Raw genomic sequence first — 17,612 nt, 5'->3', positions numbered from 1 at the left:
TGCCACGTGTTGCCGTCCGGAACCCGGCCAGCGGCGGTGGGCCGCGCGGGACGCTTGCCACCGCCGTCGCAGGCGGCGCATGGTGCCGTCATGACGCAGGTGTCCTCCCCCGAGTCCCAGGCAGCCGGCCGCGCCGCGACGATGGGCGGTGCGGACCAGGCGCTCGAGGCCGACCAGGTGACCGGCTTCCTCACCGACTGCCTGGCGGCCGAGGACCTGGACGGGCGCAGTGTGTGCGTGATCGTCCCGGACGCCACCCGCAGCTGCCCGCTGCCGATGCTGCTGTCGGCGGTGCACGGGGCGCTCGTCGGGCGGGTGAGCCGGCTGACCGTGCTCATCGCCCTCGGGACCCACGCGGCCATGACCGAGGCCCAGCTGGCCCGGCACCTCGGCCACCCCGCCGGTGACCTGGCCGCCCGCTATCCGGGCATGACCGTGCTGAACCACGAGTGGGCCGACCCCGGCACGTTCGTCTCGCTGGGCACCATCCCGGCCGAGCGGGTCGCCGAGCTGTCGGAGGGACGGCTGCGCGAGAGCGTGGACGTGCGGCTCAACCGCGCCGTCGTCGAGCACGACGTCGCGCTGGTGCTCGGGCCGGTGTTCCCGCACGAGGTGGTGGGCTTCTCCGGCGGCAACAAGTACTTCTTCCCGGGGGTCGCCGGCCAGGAGATCATCGACCTCTCCCACTGGTTGGGTGCGCTGATCAGCAGCGCGGAGATCATCGGCACCCGCGGCACCACGCCGGTGCGCGCGCTCATCGACGAGGCCGCGGCTCTCGTCCCCGCGCAGCGGCTGGCGATCTGCGTGGTGGCCCAGTCCGGGACGGGCGCGCTGCACTCGGTGGCCTTCGGTGACCCGCAGGCCGCCTGGGCAGCTGCGGCGGAGGTCTCCGCCCAGGTGCACGTCCGCTACCTCGACGCCCCGGTGCGCCGGGTGGTGTCGGTCGTCCCGGAGAAGTACGACGACATGTGGACGGCGGCGAAGGGCTTCTACAAGGTCGAGCCGATCGTCGCCGACGGCGGCGAGGTCGTGATCGTCGCCCCGCACATCACGACGATCTCCGCCATGCACCCGGAGATCGAGGAGATCGGCTACCACTGCCGGGACTACTTCGTGCAGCAGTGGGAGCGCTTCGCCCACCTGCACTGGGGAGTGCTGGCGCACTCCACCCACCTGCGCGGGACGGGCACCTACGACGCCGCGACCGGGGTCGAGCGGCCCCGCGTGCGGGTCACGCTCGCCACCGGGATCCCCGAGGACGTCGTCCGGAGGGCCAACCTGGAGCACCTGGACCCGGCGGAGGTCGACCTCGCCGCCGCCGCGGCCGACCCGGACACCCTGCTGGTGCCCGAGGCCGGAGAGGTGCTGTTCCGGCTGCGCTGACCGTGCGCACCGGCGACGGCAACAAGCGGCAAGGGGGTCGCCTCGTCCGCCGCCGCTGGTGGGATGGCCGGAGCCGACGACGTCCGCAGCGGCGTCCGGGAGCCAGCCGACAGGAGACACCCGATGACCGCGTCCACCGGTGACCCGTTGAGCCCCGAGGAGGCCGCTGCCCTGGGCAGCGGTGCGTCGTTCTGGACGACGGAGGAGACCGGTGGTGCCGCCTCGTTCTGGCTGGCCGACGGGCCGCACGGGGTGCGCAAGCAGGTCGGTTCCCCCGACCACCTGGGCCTGAGCGCCAGCGAGCCGGCGACCTGCTTCCCGCCCGCGGTGGGGCTGGCCCAGTCGTGGGACCCCGAGCTGGCCGCGGAGGTCGGCGCAGCGCTGGGACGCGAGGCCCACGCCCAGGGGGTCGGGGTGCTGCTGGGGCCCGGGGTGAACATCAAGCGTGACCCGCGTGGCGGGCGGAACTTCGAGTACTGGTCCGAGGACCCGGTGCTGACCGGCACCCTGGCCGCGGCCTGGGTGCGGGGCGTCCAGGGAGCGGGCGTCGGCACGTCGCTGAAGCACTTCGCCGGCAACGAGGCCGAGCACGACCGGATGCGGGCCAGCTCCGACGTCGACGAACGACCGCTGCGCGAGGTCTACCTGCGGGCCTTCCAGCGCGTCGTGGAGGAGGCGCAGCCGTGGACCGTGATGGCCGGCTACAACAAGGTCAACGGCGAGTACGTCAGCGCGAACAGCTGGTTGCTCACCGACGTCCTGCGTGGTGAGTGGGGGTTCACCGGCGCCGTGGTCAGCGACTGGGGTGCGGTGGCCGACCGGGTCGCGGCGGTCGCGGCCGGCCTGGACCTGCAGATGCCCGGTCCCGACCCGGACGGGGACGCCGCCCTGGTCGCTGCGGTCGGTGCGGGCCGGCTGGACGCCGATGCGCTGCAGCGTGGCGGCCGGAAGGTGCGGGAACTGGCCGACCGGGTCGTCGCCGGCCGCCGCGGTGCCGCGACCGTGGACGTCGACGGGCACCACGAGCTGGCCCGACGCGCGGCTGCTCGGTGCGTCGTCCTCCTGCGCAACGACCTCGTCGGGGGTGCTCCGGTCCTCCCGCTGGCGCCCGGGGCGTCGATCGCGGTGATCGGCGAGTTCGCCGAGCTGCCGCGCTTCCAGGGCGGAGGCAGCTCGCACGTCACCCCGACGCAGGTGGACGTCCCGGTGGAGCAGCTCCGCGACCGGCACACCGGCGACGTCTCCTTCGTCCGCGGGTTCACCACCGACGGCTCCGGGGACGCCGATGCCCTGCGTGCCGAGGCCGTCGCGGCGGCCGGCGCCGCCCAGGTGGCCGTGGTCTTCGTCGGGCTGGCCGCACGGCAGGAGTCCGAGGGCTTCGACCGCGTGCACATCGAGCTCCCGGCCGACCAGGTCCACCTGGTCCGCGAAGTCGCGGCCGTGCAGCCGCGGACGGTCCTGGTGCTGTCGCACGGCGGGGTGGTCCGGCTGGCGCCGGTCGCCGACGTCGTGCCGGCGATGCTCGACGGCGCGCTGCTGGGCCAGGGAGCGGGAGCGGCGCTGGCCGACGTGCTGGTCGGTGCGGTGAACCCGGCGGGCAAGCTGGCCGAGACGGTGCCGCTGCAGCTGCAGGACGTGCCCGCCTACCTGGACTTCCCGGGCGAGTTCTCCCGCCACCGCTACAGCGAGGGGCTGCACGTCGGGCACCGCTGGTACGACGCCCGCAACCTCGGCGTGACCTTCCCCTTCGGCCACGGTCTGTCCTACACCACCTTCGACGTGACCGGCCTGGAGGTCACCGCCGGCGAGGAGGGGATCACCGCGACGGTGACCGTCACCAACACCGGGGACCGGGCCGGCCGGGAGGTCGTGCAGTGCTACGTCGGCGTCCCCGGGTCGGCGGTGCAGCGGCCGGTGCGTGAGCTCACGGGCTTCGTCGGAGTGACCCTCGAGCCGGGGGAGCGCCGCCCGGTGAGTGTGCTGCTGGGCCGGGGCGACCTCTCCTACTGGCACCCCGTGCTGCAGCGCTGGGTCCTGGAGCCCGGCGAGTACGAGGTGCACGTCGGCGTCTCCAGCCGCGACCTCCGCGCCACCGCGCTCGTCGAGGTCCGGGGCGAGGAGGTCCGGTTGCCGGTGTCGGAGGAGACGACGCTCGGCGAGCTCATGGCCGACCCGGAGGCCGCGGCGGCGGTCGCGCCGATGCTCGGCGCCCTCGGCAGCGGGGACGCCGGCGCGGGGCTCGGCACGGACATGGTCCGGATGATGGCGTCCATCCCCATCGGGCGGCTCCGCGCGTTCGGCGCCGGCCGGACGGCGGCGGAGGACTCCTGAGCGCTCAGTCCGGGGCGTCGGTGGTCGGCGGCACCGGGGGCACGGGGATGCTGCGGCGACGTCCGCGGCGCCCGGTGGACCCGCGGACGATGAGGCGGACGGGGAGCACCGCCGACAGGATCGTCCCCCGCTGCCCGCTGGCCACCAGCGTCATCAGGTGACGGGTCGCCGTCGCGCCCTCCGTGTGCAGCGGTGCCGCGACCGTGGTGAGGCCGGGCGTGATCAGGCCGGAGAGGGAGATGTTGTCGAAGCCGACCACGCTGACGTCCCGCGGGACCCGGACGCCGTGGGCCGTGAGGCCACGGATGAGGCCGATCGCCAGCTGGTCGTTGAAGGCGATGACCGCGGAGGGCAGCCGCACGGAGAGCTCCTCCGCCGCGTGTGTGCCACCGGTCAGGTCCGGGGCGAACGGTCCGACCCGGCGGGCCCGCAACGACAGCGCGGTCGCCGACTCGAGCACGGCGCGCCATCGCGAGCCATCGGCCCAGGACGCCTCCGGGCCCGAGAGGTAGGTGACCGACTGGTGCCCGAGGTCGGCGAGGTGTTGCACGGCGAGCCGGATGCCGCGGGCGTTGTCCGGGACGACCGAGGGCACGTCGACGATGGTCCGGTTGAGCACGATCACCGGCTTCTGCTTGGAGAGCATGCGGATCGCCGAGTCGGACAACCGCGTACCAGCGAGCAGGACCCCGTCGACCAACGGCAACGTGCGTTCCAGCGTCGACCGCTCGAGCCGCTCGGACTCGTGCGCGTCGATGAGCAGCAGGGCGTAGCCCTCCGCGGTGGCCGCTGCCTGGGCGCCGTGGATGATCTCCGCGTAGAAGGGGTTCGCCACGTCCGACACCACCAGCGCCAGCAACCGTGTCCGGGAGATCGCCCGCGCACGAGTCGGGGGCGCGGTCCGGTAGCCGAGCTCGTCGGCGATCCGGCGGATGCGTGCCGCGGTCTCGGAGTTGACCCGGCCGGGGCGGGAGAAGGCCCGGGAGACGGTCGACGGTGCCACCCCCGCTGCCCGTGCAACGTCGTAGATGGTGACGGGCTGGCGGCCGTCGTCGACAGTGCCCGTCATGGCCGGACCCCGGGGGAGTGCGGTCGTGAGAAGGTCTGGCAACCGGTGGCCACGCCGCTATGCTAAGCCCCCGGCCCCGGCTGACCGCGCTCGCGCGTGGGCTGACCGAGGCTCTCCCCGAGCCCCCCGACGTCTGTCGGACCGGCCTTGTGCCGACCCGGGCCGGAGCTCCCCGACACCGGTCCCATCCCGGCCGGTTCCACCCGCGACAGGCAGGACGACGATGAGCGACGCAGCAGCGCCGGACGGCGGACGAGAGACCGGCGGCCGGGCCAACATCGGAGTGGTGGGTCTGGCCGTCATGGGCTCGAACCTGGCCCGCAACCTCGCCAGCCGGGCGGGCAACACGGTGGCGGTGTGGAACCGCTCCCCGGAGCGGACGCAGCTCCTGGTGGCCGAACACCCGGAGGCGGGGTTCGTCGCGGCGGAGTCGATCGACGACTTCGTCGCGTCCCTGGCGCGGCCACGGACCGCGATCATCATGGTGCAGGCCGGGGCCGGGACCGATGCGGTCATCGCGCAGCTCGCCGCGCGGTTCGAGCCGGGCGACATCATCGTCGACGGCGGCAACGCCAACTTCGTCGACACCATCCGCCGCGAGCGCGAACTGCGGGAGCGCGGGCTGGACTTCGTCGGTGCCGGGATCTCCGGCGGCGAGGAGGGGGCGCTGCGGGGGCCGTCGATCATGCCGGGCGGGTCGGCCGAGGCCTACCGCACGCTCGGGCCCATCCTGGCCTCGATCGCGGCGGTCGCCGAGGGAGAGCCCTGCGTCACCCACGTGGGCACCGACGGCGCCGGCCACTTCGTCAAGATGATCCACAACGGCATCGAGTACGCCGACATGCAGCTCATCGCCGAGTCCTTCGACCTGCTGCGCCGGGTGGGCGGGCACGACGTGAAGGCCATCGCCGACGTCTTCGCCGCCTGGAACCGGGGGGACCTCGAGTCCTACCTCATCGAGATCACCGCCGAGGTGCTCCGTCAGACCGACGACCGCACCGGTCTCCCGCTCGTGGACGTCATCGTGGACGAGGCCGGCTCCAAGGGCACCGGCGTCTGGACGGTGCAGAACGCGGTCGGGCTCGGCGTCCCGGTCTCGGGCATCGGCGAGGCCGTCTTCGCCCGCGCGGTGTCGAGCAAGTCCGCGCAGCGGGCGGCGGTCCGCCGGGTCGTGCACAGCCGACCGGCGGTGCAGCAGGCACCCGAGAGCTTCGAGGACGACGTGCGCGCCGCTCTCTACGCCTCCAAGGTGGTCGCCTACGCGCAGGGCTTCGACGCCATCGTCGCCGGCGCACGGCAGTACGGCTGGGACATCGACCTGGGCGCGGTCGCCACCATCTGGCGGGGCGGCTGCATCATCCGGGCCCGCTTCCTGAACCGCATCGTGGAGGCCTACGCCCGCAACCCCGACCTGGAGACCCTGCTCGCGGACGACTACTTCGCCGAGGCCGTCGCCCGGGGCGAGGACGCGTGGCGCCGCATCGTCTCGACCGCGGCGCTGTCCGGTGTGCCGGCGCCCGGCTTCTCGTCCGCGCTGGCCTACTACGACGCGCTCTGCTCCGAGCGTCTGCCGGCCGCCCTCATCCAGGGCCAGCGGGACTTCTTCGGGGCGCACACCTACCGGCGGATCGACGCCGAGGGCGTCTTCCACACGCTGTGGTCCGCCGACCGCAGCGAGATCGCCACGGAGCCGTCCAGCCACTGACGCCGGACGAGATCCTCCGTCCCGGCTCCCCGGCGGGGTGGCCCCCGCCGGACGTCGGCACGGTGGATCTCGTCCTCGGTCCCCGGTGCCGATGGCGCCGCGGCTCGCTGCGCCGTGCGCGACCCGCGAGGAGCGCACCGTGCGGCGGGGGTCTAGGGGTGTTGGGGTGCCAGCGTGCGCTGCAGGGCTTCGCCGTACCGCGCGATGATGCTCTCGGCCGGTGCCGTCTGGAGGTACTCGTCGTCGTAGACCGAGAGCGCCACCATCAGTCCGATGAACTGCGCGCAGAAGAGGTGGGCGCGCAGCGCAGCGTCGGGGCCGGGGAGGGCTGCTTCCAGCGGCTCGGACAGCTGCCTGGTGATGGAGTTCTTGAGCGTGGCGTGGATGTCGGGCCGACCCGAGGCGCGCACGATCGCGCCGAAGGCGCGATGGCCGTGCCGGTGCCCGTCGAGGATGGCCCGCACGGCGCGGGCGCCGATCTGGTCGAGCGGGCCGTCCAGCACGTCGCCCCAGCTCGCGTCGGCGCCCACCGTCTCGATGAAGAGGTGTTCCTTGCTCCGGAAGTGCCGGATCACCAGGGCGGGGTTGACGCCGGCATCCGCGGCGATGTCGCGGATGCCGGTCGCCTCGAAGCCGTCCCGGTTGAACCGCTCCCGGGCCGACCCGCGGATCCGGGCCTTCACGGCGGCGGAACGGTCCGGCCGGCCCGGCTCCGGCGGGACCGTCGGCGGCGCAGTCATCTGCACGACTCCGATCGTCGGTGGCGCGCCACGGTACCGGGGTGCACGCGCCCGTCCACCGGAGCAGCTCAGACCAGGTATCGGCCGCCGTTCACGCTGATCGTCTGCCCGGTGACGTAGCCGGCCTCGTCCGACGCCAGGTAGGCGACCGCGAAGGCGATGTCCTCCGGCTTGCCCGCTCGGCGCATGGGAGTGGTCACCGCGTGGTCGTCGACGTCGACCGGCGACTCGCGCAGCATCGGGGTGTCCACGAAGCCCGGGGGCACGTTGTTGACGGTGATGCCCGCTGGGGCGTACTCCATCGCCAGCGCCTTGGTGAACCCGATGACGCCACCCTTGGACGCGGCGTAGTGGCCCATCGCGGGTGCGCCGGTCTGCGCCGACGAGGACGAGATGTTGATGATGCGCCCCCACTTCTCGGCCAGCATGTCGGGCACGAGTTCCTGGGTGCAGAGGAAGGGGCCCTTGAGGTTGATCGTCATCATGCGGTCCCAGGAGTCCTCGGTGATGTCGAGGAACGGCACGAACCCGCTGATGCCCGCGTTGTTCACCAGGATCGCGACCTGACCGAGCTCCGCTCGCGTGCGGGCCGCGGATGCGGCGACCGTTGCCCGATCGGACGCGTCCCCCGCGCATGCGATCGCCGTCCCGCCGGCGGCCCGGATAGCCGCGACCGTCTCCTCGGCACCCTCGGCGTTGAGGTCCCACACGGCGACCGCAGCTCCCTGGGCAGCGAGGACCGTGGCGATCGCGCGACCGATTCCCCGGCTCCCGCCGGTGACGACTGCGACTCTTCCGTTCAACGACATGGCTGCTCCTCTGCTCGGCGGTCGGGCAGGTCAGGACCCGCCCGTGTCACGACCATGAGTAAACGCCGTTTACAAACGCTGTCAAGGCGGGTCGACCCGACTCGGAGCGACCCGACCGGGATCCCGCCCCGATGCCGCCGGCGCCCCGACCGCGATCCGGGTCACGACGAGTGGCGCGTCCTCCGTCGCGTCCGCGTGGCGGCCCGGGCGCGGGCGGCCAGGAGGACCACCGCGGCGGCCAGCACGGAACCGGCACGACGGCGGCGGCTGCGCCTGCCGGCTCCCGCCGCGCCGTCCGCCGGTCTGCCGGTGGCGCTGACGGAGGGGTGCGGCGGGGCCGGATCGTCCTCGACGCCCGCGGTGCTCACCGCAACGGACCCGGCCGTCGTGTGGTGCTGCGTGGTCACCGGCTCGTAGACCAGGCCGGCATCGTCCTTGCGGGCCTGGGTGATGGCGTCGGCCGCCGTCGCGTCGAGTCGTTCTCCCTGCATGGCGAGCTCTGCTTCGACGGTGGGGACCGGGCCGGTGACGACCCAGGCGGCGGCGTACATCACCACGCGGCAGACCAGGTTGATCCACACCAGCACGGTGACCACCGCCGTGAAGGCGCCGTAGACCGGGTTGTTGCTGGTGCCGGACAGGAACACGGTGGCGAGCTGCTTGAGGACCTCGATGCCGACGGCACCCAGGAGGGCGCCGGTCCAGGTGTTGCGCCAGGGCATCCGGTGACCGGGCAGGCGGGCGAAGACCACCAGGAGCACCGCGGTGTCGACCAGCACGGCCAGGCTGATCGCCAGGAGTTGCACACCGACGGCGGCCGCGGTGCTGGTGGCCACGCCGAGGAGCTCCAGGACCTGGTCGGTGAAGGCGGTGGTCAGGCTGGAGGTGGCCGTGGCCAGCAGCAGCGTGGTGCCCAGCAGGAGGAGCCCGAGCAGGTCGGAGGTCTTCTTGACGACGATGTTGGCGTCCCTGGGGGCCACCGCCCACATCCGCCGCAGCGAGGTGCGCAACGCGCTCAGCACCCCGAGCCCGGAGTACACCAGGCCCGCGGCCCCGGCCAGGCTCGCCGCCAGGCGGTCCGATCCGCCGGCAGCGACCGCCGCCAGGTCCAGGCCGCCGGGGCCGGTCAGCCCGGGCAGGTTCCCCGCCAGCCAGGAGGTGAAAAGCTCCCGCACCTCGGGGAAGAAGTCGAGGGCGGCGTAGGGGATGGCGATGAGCGGGAAGAGGGAGAGGAAGCCGAAGTAGGAGACCGCTCCGGCCAGGTCCTTCCCCAGCATCCCGTTGTAGTGCTCCACCATGCCCACCAGGTGGTCCAACCAGCGACGCCGGGAGCGCTGCTCGGCGAACGCCGTCTTGGCGCGCTCGAGGACGTCAGGCACGGGCGCCGCCCCGGGCCCGCGGGCCGGCGGTGCACGTCAGGGGCACGCGATCACGCAGGCTGTCACAGCAGCAGGGCGGCCGGGTGGTCGGTCACGCCCAGCGGGACGCCGGACCGGTGGGTGACCGGGGCCGACAGCATCCCGGCGATCGCGTCGGCGAGGAAGTCGCCCACCGCCTGCCAGGAGGGCGCCGTGCCGTCCCGCTCGGACAGGGCCTCGACGTCGGCGCACGTCGTCGAGACGATCCGGGTCATCAGCCTGGCTCTCCCCATGGTGACGTCCCGGTCCAGGTGGTGCAGACGCGCGACCACGGAGTGGGTGATCGCCGAGGCGGACGGTGCCAGGTCGGCCGATTCGCGCAGCAGGCCCGCGGCCGTCGGGTCGTGCAGCGCCTGGACCAGGAACCGGGCCCGGCTGCTGGGCTGCGGCAGTGCGGCCAGCGCGTCGGTGAACGGGACCACCAGGCTGCGGACGTCGCCCAGGACGGAGTCGGAACGGGCGGACATCGCCTGCCGCGGCCCCTCGAGGGGGGTGAGGTGGCGGGTGATCAGCGCGTGGAGCAGCCCCACCCGGCCGTCGAAGTAGTACCGCACGGCGGAGTGGTTGGTGTTGCCCGCGCCCTCGGCGACCTTGCGGTCGGAGACCTGGGCGATGCCGGACTCGGCGAACAGGCGCTCGGCCGCGTCCAGCAGAGCCGTGCGCGCAGCATCGGACCGTGCCACCCGAGTACCTCCTCCGTCGACCGCATCCGGCGGGACCCGGGTCACGCTGGCTGGACGCTGACTGTATGAGCCGCGTGGCTCACGTCCACATCGTCTCGTGTTCGGGTGCACGCGTCCGTCGTCGAGGATCAAGCGGAGCTCGTCGGGGAGACGTCGTCCGGCGGTGTGTGGACCCGTCGGTGCAGGTGCTCCATCAGGGAGTCCAGGTGGTGGGCGGTCTCGGCGGCCTCGCGCAGGTGCTGCCGCACGTCTGCGGGCACGGCGGCGTCGTACTTGTAGTGGATCTTGTGTTCGAGGCTGGCCCAGAAGTCCATGGCCGTGGTCCGCAGCTGGATCTCCACCGGTACGTGGACCACCGAGGTGGACAGGAAGACCGGGACGGTGACCTGGAGGTGCAGGCTCCGGTAGCCGTTGGCCTTGGGGGTGGCGATGTAGTCCTTGACCCGCACCACGGTGAGATCGGGCTGTTGCGTCAGCGTCTCGGCCAAGCCGTGCACGTCGGAGACGAAGCTGCACGTGACCCGCACGCCCGCGATGTCGGTGATGCCGGCGCGGATGGCCGGCAGTGACAGGGGCAGGTCCTTGCGCGCTGCCTTGGCGATGATCGACTCGGGGGTCTTGAGCCGGGAACCCACGTGCTCGATGGGGTTGTGGTCGTGCAGGGTGAGGAACTCCTGCTGCAGGATCGTGATCTTCGTCCGGACCGCCTCGATGCCGGACCGGTACTCCAGCAGGAACCGGTTCACCTCCGCCCGGGCGGGCCCGAGGCGTTCGAGGATGCTCAGGTCCGGGGCGGGGTCGTCGGAGAGGACACCGGTGGCGGTCCTCGGTGCCGGCTCCTGGTCCGGTGATCCGGTGGCCGGCACGCTCACCACAGCGAGGGGCCAGTAGCCGACGTTGGGGACCCAGTGACCGTCGTGCGCGAGCGCACTCACCGGGTGCCTCCGCGCGGGGCCACGGTCGTGGTCCGTTGCCCGCCAGGCTCGTAGGGCGTGCGAGGTGCGGCGTCGGACCGGGTCATCGACCGAGCTCTCTGTCCGGGGCGGCGGATGTGACGGGCCTCATCCGCCGCCCTTCTTGGTGCCCATAAGTCATGTGACTTACTGTAGCCCCGTCCCGTACATGGGGAGTCACCTCGCCCCGGGACCCCGCGTGCGTGCCCCGCACCGCCGCCTGACCCTCACCTGGAGCACTCGCATGGAGCCGTTCGCCGCCTCGACCGCAGCGAGTCCCGCCGCAGCCGGTCCCGCCACCGGTGGCCCCGCCGCGGTCGTCCCGCCGGAGGAGGACCGGAAGACCCGCATCGCGCGCTACGTCTTCCTGTTCCTCATCCCCTTCCTCATGGTCACGATGATGTACGCGACGTACGTCGGGACCATGCACTCGCCGCAGCCGCGGGACATGCCGGTCGCCGTGGTCGGGGTCGGAGCCGAGGCCGAGAGGGTCGTCGACTCGCTCGCCGCCGTCCCGGACGACGCCGTGGACCCGCGTCTGGTCCGGTCGGCCGACGAGGCGGTCGCGCTGCTGGAGAGCCGGGAGGTCGTCGGCGCGCTGGAGGTCCCGCGGCCGGGGGCCGACGCAGCGACGGTCTACACCGCGAGCGCGGCAGGGCCCTCGCAGGCCCAGACGGTCCAGCAGCTGCTCGCACCGGTCGCCGTGCAGCAGGGCTGGACCATCGAGCCCCGGGACGTCGCCCCGCTGCCTGCGGGTGACTCGTCGGGCACGGCGGTGCTCTTCGCCGCGATGGGCATGATGCTGGCCGGGTACGTGCCGCTCAGCGTGATCCTGCTGGGCGTGCCACACCTGCTGGCGGTCCGGCGGTTCGTGCCCGTCCTCCTCGGCTGGGCGGCCGGGACCAGCGCGCTCATCTGGCTCATCCTGGGGCCGATCGTCGGGGCCGTGGACGGGCACTTCCTCGGCTTCTTCGGCGTCGGCATGCTGGCCGTCGCCGCGGTCGGGGCGGCCCAGCTGCTGTTCACCAAGCTGATGGGTCCCCTCGCCGTCCTCATCGGCATGCTGCTCTACGTCGTGCTGGGCATGCCGGCCTCGGGCCTGGCGCTGTCGGTCGACGTCATGCCGGGCTTCTTCTCCTTCCTGCACGGCGTGCTGCCGCTCCCGGCAGCGGGGGAGGCCCTGCGCGCGCTGGTGTACTTCGACGGCGACGGGATCGGCAGGCACCTGCTCACGCTGACCCTCTGGGTGGTGGTCTCGCTGGGGCTGTCGCTGCTCAAGGAGCGCGCGAGCGGCCTGGCGGTCCCCGGTGCCCCGCCGGTCACCGACCCGGACGCGCCGCTCCCCGCGCTGGCCGGCGGCCCGCTGCGGTCCTTGCGCTTCCGCTACGTGACCGCGGCGGTGTTCCCGCTGTCCATCCTGGTCATGGTGGTCGGCCTGATGAGCTTCTCCATGCACGAACCGACGGTGCGTGACCTCCCGGTCGCGGTGGTCGCGTCGACGGAGCAGCAGGCGGCGCAGGTCGCCGACGGTCTCCAGTCGAGCCTGGGGTCGATGGTCGACGTCCAGGTGGCCGGCTCGGTGGACGAGGCCACCGACGCCGTCCTCGACGGGGAGGTCGTCGCCGCCTACGTGCTCCCGTCGAGCGCGGGTGGTGAGGCCACCCTCTACACCTCCGCGGGCGCCGGCGTCAGCCAGCAGAACGTGGTGCGTGCGGTGTTCGGCCAGGTCGCTGCCGGGCAGCAGGTCCCGCTCACGGAGACCGACCTGACGCCGCTGCGCGACTCCGACTCCATGGGCAGCAACAGCATGTACGTCGGCATGGCCTGGATCATGGCCGGCTTCCTGATCATGGCCGTGTTCCGCGGGGGTGCTCCCGAGCTGACCAGGTCGCGCCAGTTCCTGCCGCACCTCGCCGGCTGGTCGCTCGGGATGGCCTTCTGGCTGTGGTTCCTCTTCGACGTGATCATCGGCGCGGTCAACGGGAACGCCTGGCAGATGATCGGTTTCGGGGCGGCGACCATCTTCGCCATGGCGGCGGTGACCGGCGTCTTCACCCGGACCCTCGGGCTGGCCGCGATCGTCCCGGTGATGGTCGTGCTGATGCTGGCCGGGGTGCCGGCCTCGGGGGGTGGCCTGTCGCTGTACATGGTCCCCGAGGTCTTCCGGGGCCTGTCGGGCGTGCTGCCCCTGCCCGCGGCGGTGGACGCGGCGAGGTCGCTGGTCTACTTCGACGACGCCGGGGTCGGCCGGGACCTCCTGGTCATCGCGATCTGGGGCGTCGTCGGCGTGCTGCTGAACCTCGTCGTGGACCGGTGGCTGCGGCGCCGGGAAGACGGGGTCGGCATCCCCGGGCCGGACGGCCGTCCCTCGCCCTCCGGGACGGCGGCCGAGGACACGGATCAGGGACGGCATCGACCGGGACGGCACCGATCGGCACGACCCCGACCGGGACGACGCCGACAGCTGGAAGGCGCCGGGTCTCGCTGAAGAGGCGGGCTGGACGGCCACTCGCCGTCCAGCCCGGGCCACGCCCGGGTCGGGGCCGGGCGGGTGGAGGCAACTCCTGGCATCCGCTGCGCTCGCCCGGCCGCGGCCGCGCACCATGGTCGGGGCGTCGGTCCGGGCCGCCCGGCCCGGCCACGTCGCCGGGTGAGGAGTGATCGTGGCGCAGCTGCCGGACGTCGACACCGACTCTCTCGGGCCCGGCCGCTCACGCCGGGACGAGCGGGCGCTGGCGCGCCGGCTGGCCCTGCTGGACGCCGAGCTGGCCGCCGTGCCGGGGGTGCTGGTGGCGTTCTCCGGTGGGGTGGACTCCGGGGTGGTGCTGGCTGCGGCGGTGCGGGCGCTGGGGGTGGAGCGGGTGGTGGCGGCGACGGCGGTGTCGCCGAGCCTGCCGGCGGCGGAGCGGGTGGCGGCGCACGAGTTCGTGGTGGGTCTGGGGGTGCGGCACGAGCAGCCGGGCACCGATGAGCTGTCGCGGCCGGGGTACGTGGCCAATGCCGGGGACCGGTGTGCGTTCTGCAAGTCCGAGCTGGTGGACGTGTTGACGCCGTTGGCCGTGGAGTTGGGGATCGCTGATGTGGTGACGGGGACGAACGCCGATGACCTGCGGGCGGGGTTCCGGCCGGGGATCGCGGCGGCGGCGGCGCGGGGGGCGTGGGCGCCGCTGGCCCGGGCGGGGATGGGCAAGGACGACGTGCGGGCGGCGGCCCGGTTGTGGGGTCTGCCGTTGGCGGAGAAGCCGGCGGCGGCGTGCCTGGCCAGCCGGATCGCCTACGGGGTGCCGGTGTCGGCGGTGGGGCTGGCCCGGGTGGAGGCGGCGGAGGCGGCGCTGCGGGCGGCGTTGACCGGGGCGGGGCACGTGGTGCGGGACCTGCGGGTGCGGGACATGGGGGGCGACGTGGCGCGGGTGGAGGTCGATGCCGCGCTGGTGCCGGTGGTCGGGCCGGAGCTGCTGGCCGTGGTGACCGGCTTCGACCGGGTGGAGCTGGACCCGCGTGGCTTCCGGTCGGGGGCGATGAACGAGCTGCTGCCGGACCCGGTGCGCTACCGCTGAGCCGACCGGACGGCCCGGTGCGCTCAGGCGCAGCGCGGGGTCCGGGCACCGAAGGCCCAACGCAGGGCGACGAACCGGCCCAGGCCGATCACACCGGTGACCAGGGCCACGGTGGCGAGCTGGGTGACCGCACCGCTGCCGGGAGCCACCGTGTCGACCCATCCCAGGGCCACCGAGGTCGCCACCATCCCGCCGAGCGCCAGGCCGCCCCCCTCCCACTGGGCGGCGTGCCAGCTCACCCGCCCACCGGCCCGGAAGGTGCGCCGGCGGTGGAGCTCGTTGGCCACGACCGAGGAGACGAACGCCCCCACGAGATTGGCCACCTGCGCACCGGCCTCCGCGGTGAGCAGGAAGGCCAGGGCGTACAGGACGTTCGCCAGCCCGCCGACGGCCAGGAACCGGAGGAACTGGCCGGCGCCGTCGTCCCGCCCGGCACGATGCACCAGCCGCTCCACGGCACGGCGGGCCGGCGACCCGTTCCCGCGAGTGGTCGTCCGCTGGTCGCTCGTGTCGGTCACCGTGTGGGCCTGCCTCCGGGTGGACCGGCGTCTGTCGCCGGTCGGACACCGCTGAGCCTGCCCGGCCCGGTGACGCCGCACGTCGTCCTGCGGGACCGTGCTGGGCTGCTGCGTCCGCAGTAGCCGGCTACCGCGGGGTGATGCCCGCCCGGATGGCGAAGGCGACCAGCTGCGCCCGGTCCCGGGCCCCCACCTTGGTCATCGCCCGGTTGGCATGGGTCTTGACGGTGAACGGGGAGAGGAAGAACCGCTCGGCGATCTCGGCGGCGTCGAAGCCGGCGGCGATCGCGGCGACGACCTCCCGTTCCCGCGGCGTGAGTGCGGCGAACCGGGCGGCCAGCGCCGGGTCGACGTCGACCGCCCGCTGCTGCACGACGTGGTCGACCACGGCGCTGACCGCGCTGGGGGAGAGCGCCCGGCCGCCGGCGGCCACGGACACGATGGCGTCGGTCAGCTCGGTCGGGCCGGCGCCCTTGCTGAGGAAGCCGTCGGCGCCGGCCCGCAGCGCCTGCAGCACGTTCTCGTCCTGGTCGAAGGTGGTCAGCACCAGGATCCGCAGCTGCTCGGCGGACCGGGTGAACCGGATCCGCCGGGTGGCCTCCACCCCGTCGATGCCGGGCATGCGGATGTCCATCAGGACGACGTCGGGACGCGCCTCGTCCAGCTGCCGCAGCACGGCGAGCCCGTCACCGGCCTCCGCCACCACCTCGAGCTCGGGATGGGCGCTGATGATGGCGCGCAGCCCGGCCCGGATCATCTCCTGGTCGTCGACCAGCATCACCCGGATCACCGCAGCACCCCGTCGACGACGGGCAGCTCGGCCCGGACCCGGAAGTGCCCGCTCTGCACGGCCACGTCGAGCCGGCCACCCGCGGCGGACGCCCGCTCCCGCATCCCGATCAGCCCCTGCCCGGCCCTGTCGACATCGGCCTGCGGGCCGACCTCGTTCACCGACTCCACGGTGACCGCGGCACCGGAGACGTCGACGGTCAGCCGTACCCGTCCGCGGCCGTGCCGCTGGGCGTTGGTCAGTGCCTCCTGGGTGATCCGGTAGGCGGCCGCGCTGATCTGCGGCGGCAACTCGCGGGACAGGTCGCCGAGCACGGCATCCACCTCCAGGCCCGCCGCCCGGACCTTCTCCACCAGGTCGGGGACGTCCCGGTGGCTGGCGACCGGACTCGGCATCGCGCCGTCGTCACCGGTGTGCAGCACCCGGAGGATCTCCTGGGTCTCGGCCAGCAGCGACTTCACACTGCACCGGGCGGCGCCGAGGTGCTCCCGGGCGGGAGCGGCCGATGCGGGCAGCTGCACCTCGGCCGCACCCAGGTGCATGCTCACCACGGCGATCTCGTGGCCGAGGGTGTCGTGCAGGTCCCGGGCGATCCGCAGCCGCTCCTCCACGACGCTGCGCTGCACGGCGGCGTCCCGACCGGCGACCGCCTCGTGGGTCCGCTCCTGCAGCGCCCCCCAGTACTCCCGCTGCCCCCGGATCGCGCTCCCGGTGGCCGCCGCGGCGAGGGCGGTCCCCCCGGCGATCCAGGCGAGCGGGTCGGTGGAGCCGAACGTGCCTGCAGCAAGCCCGACGGCGAGGAGGTTCGCGGCACCGACCACCGGCCCGCTGAGCAGACCGGACACGCCACGCAGGGTGAACAGGAACGTCCCGAACACCGCGACCTGCCACATCACGAGCGGCTCGGCCCCGGTGGCGTGGGCGGCCAGGGGACCGAGGGCGAGCAGGCCGATGCCGAGCAGCGGCCAGCGGTGGCCCAGGACGACGCCGGCGGTGCTGATCAGCAGGGCCGCCAGGCCGCCGGCGCCGTGGTCGTCGAACGGCACGGTGGCGAAGCCGGCCGCGATCGTCGCCCCGATGACGATCGGGGTGCTCACCTCGAGCAGCCGGGGGCGGCGCATCCACACCGGGGGCCGTGGCATGTCCCTCGCACGCGAGGACGACCCGGTCACCGGTCGATCCTCGCACCGGCCGGGTCACGCCTTCGTCCGACAGGCGGCAGCGCATCCCGCCCATCTCCAGCGGGGAGGGTCGCGACGACCACGAACCCGCCGGCCGACGGGGTGTCCACCCGCAACGCCCCGTCCGCCGCCAGGACCTGGTCGCGGGTGCGGCGGAAGCACCGGTCGGGGGAGACCGCCGGTCGGGGCCCGGGGCCGCCGTCGGGGACCCCGACCACCACGAGCACGTCCAGGTGCTGCGCGGACCAGGTGAGCGACAGCGAGAGAGCAGCACCGGGGGAGCGGGCAGTCACGGTGGTCAGCGTCTCCTGCGCCAGCTGCTGGATCGCCAGCTCGCCGGCGGCGGAGAGCGGTCGCCCTTGGCCCACCACCGAGATGCGAAGCGCCGCGCCGCCCGCGCGGAACCGGGTCAGCAGCCCGCCGAGCCACCCGGCGCCGGGGTCCTCGGACGGAAGCGGTTCCGGCAGCACGTCGG

15 protein-coding genes are annotated in these 17,612 nt (G+C 73.7%); 5 read left to right on the top strand and 10 right to left on the bottom strand.

The window, feature by feature from the left end:
* The first annotated feature begins 90 nt into the window (after window positions 1-90).
* Both O2W16_RS09440 and O2W16_RS09435 read left to right on the top strand, forming a co-directional pair.
* Window positions 91-1,383 carry a lactate racemase domain-containing protein gene (locus O2W16_RS09440; protein ID WP_269158560.1) on the top strand — a complete coding sequence of 431 codons (1,293 nt, stop codon included), beginning with the start codon at window positions 91-93 and terminating at the stop codon, window positions 1,381-1,383.
* Window positions 1,384-1,506: 123 nt separating this feature from the next.
* On the top strand, window positions 1,507-3,714 hold the full coding sequence (locus tag O2W16_RS09435; protein WP_269158559.1) for a glycoside hydrolase family 3 C-terminal domain-containing protein: 2,208 nt from the start codon (window positions 1,507-1,509) through the stop codon (window positions 3,712-3,714).
* Window positions 3,715-3,718: 4 nt separating this feature from the next.
* Here the strand turns inward: O2W16_RS09435 and O2W16_RS09430 are convergent, their stop codons facing one another.
* A complete protein-coding gene (locus O2W16_RS09430) occupies window positions 3,719-4,783 on the bottom strand; it encodes a LacI family DNA-binding transcriptional regulator (protein WP_269158558.1) in 1,065 nt (354 codons plus the stop codon).
* Between the two features lie 223 nt (window positions 4,784-5,006).
* Between O2W16_RS09430 and gndA the strand changes: the two genes are divergently transcribed.
* The gene (gene gndA, locus O2W16_RS09425) at window positions 5,007-6,488 is read left to right on the top strand and encodes an NADP-dependent phosphogluconate dehydrogenase (RefSeq protein WP_269158557.1); all 1,482 of its coding nucleotides are present in this window, start codon (window positions 5,007-5,009) and stop codon (window positions 6,486-6,488) included.
* A 152-nt stretch (window positions 6,489-6,640) separates the two neighbouring features.
* On the opposite strand, the gene O2W16_RS09420 is transcribed toward gndA, so the two are convergent.
* The 5 genes from O2W16_RS09420 to O2W16_RS09400 form a co-directional block, all read right to left on the bottom strand.
* A complete protein-coding gene (locus O2W16_RS09420) occupies window positions 6,641-7,228 on the bottom strand; it encodes a TetR/AcrR family transcriptional regulator (RefSeq protein WP_269158633.1) in 588 nt (195 codons plus the stop codon).
* A gap of 68 nt (window positions 7,229-7,296) precedes the next feature.
* On the bottom strand, window positions 7,297-8,037 hold the full coding sequence (locus O2W16_RS09415; RefSeq protein WP_269158556.1) for an SDR family NAD(P)-dependent oxidoreductase: 741 nt from the start codon (window positions 8,035-8,037) through the stop codon (window positions 7,297-7,299).
* A 161-nt stretch (window positions 8,038-8,198) separates the two neighbouring features.
* Complete coding sequence (locus O2W16_RS09410; protein WP_269158555.1) at window positions 8,199-9,416, bottom strand: YihY/virulence factor BrkB family protein; 1,218 nt, start codon at window positions 9,414-9,416, stop codon at window positions 8,199-8,201.
* A 62-nt stretch (window positions 9,417-9,478) separates the two neighbouring features.
* Complete coding sequence (locus O2W16_RS09405; RefSeq protein WP_269158554.1) at window positions 9,479-10,138, bottom strand: TetR/AcrR family transcriptional regulator; 660 nt, start codon at window positions 10,136-10,138, stop codon at window positions 9,479-9,481.
* 128 nt (window positions 10,139-10,266) lie between these two features.
* Complete coding sequence (locus O2W16_RS09400) at window positions 10,267-11,073, bottom strand: GTP pyrophosphokinase (protein ID WP_269158553.1); 807 nt, start codon at window positions 11,071-11,073, stop codon at window positions 10,267-10,269.
* A 262-nt stretch (window positions 11,074-11,335) separates the two neighbouring features.
* On the opposite strand from O2W16_RS09400, the gene O2W16_RS09395 reads away from it, so the two are divergent.
* Window positions 11,336-13,579, top strand: coding sequence for an ABC transporter permease (locus tag O2W16_RS09395; protein ID WP_269158552.1), 2,244 nt, complete (start codon window positions 11,336-11,338; stop codon window positions 13,577-13,579).
* 175 nt (window positions 13,580-13,754) lie between these two features.
* Window positions 13,755-14,648: an ExsB family transcriptional regulator gene (locus O2W16_RS09390; RefSeq protein WP_269158551.1), complete on the top strand. Its 894-nt coding sequence runs from the start codon at window positions 13,755-13,757 to the stop codon at window positions 14,646-14,648.
* 23 nt (window positions 14,649-14,671) lie between these two features.
* Here the strand turns inward: O2W16_RS09390 and O2W16_RS09385 are convergent, their stop codons facing one another.
* From O2W16_RS09385 to O2W16_RS09370, 4 genes are all read right to left on the bottom strand, one after another.
* On the bottom strand, window positions 14,672-15,166 hold the full coding sequence (locus O2W16_RS09385) for a GtrA family protein (RefSeq protein WP_269158550.1): 495 nt from the start codon (window positions 15,164-15,166) through the stop codon (window positions 14,672-14,674).
* A gap of 127 nt (window positions 15,167-15,293) precedes the next feature.
* Window positions 15,294-15,956 (bottom strand): response regulator transcription factor, encoded by a 663-nt coding sequence (locus tag O2W16_RS09380; RefSeq protein WP_269158549.1) that lies wholly within the window; start codon window positions 15,954-15,956, stop codon window positions 15,294-15,296.
* Window positions 15,953-17,098 carry a sensor histidine kinase gene (locus O2W16_RS09375; RefSeq protein WP_269158548.1) on the bottom strand — a complete coding sequence of 382 codons (1,146 nt, stop codon included), beginning with the start codon at window positions 17,096-17,098 and terminating at the stop codon, window positions 15,953-15,955. The genes O2W16_RS09380 and O2W16_RS09375 overlap by 4 nt, the downstream gene beginning before the upstream one ends.
* A gap of 26 nt (window positions 17,099-17,124) precedes the next feature.
* Complete coding sequence (locus tag O2W16_RS09370; RefSeq protein WP_269158547.1) at window positions 17,125-17,607, bottom strand: hypothetical protein; 483 nt, start codon at window positions 17,605-17,607, stop codon at window positions 17,125-17,127.
* Window positions 17,608-17,612: the final 5 nt, after the last annotated feature.

The sequence above is a fragment of the Modestobacter sp. VKM Ac-2984 genome (assembly GCF_026967985.1).
GTDB lineage: Bacteria > Actinomycetota > Actinomycetes > Mycobacteriales > Geodermatophilaceae > Modestobacter.
This window is presented reverse-complemented; position numbering and strand designations above follow the sequence as displayed.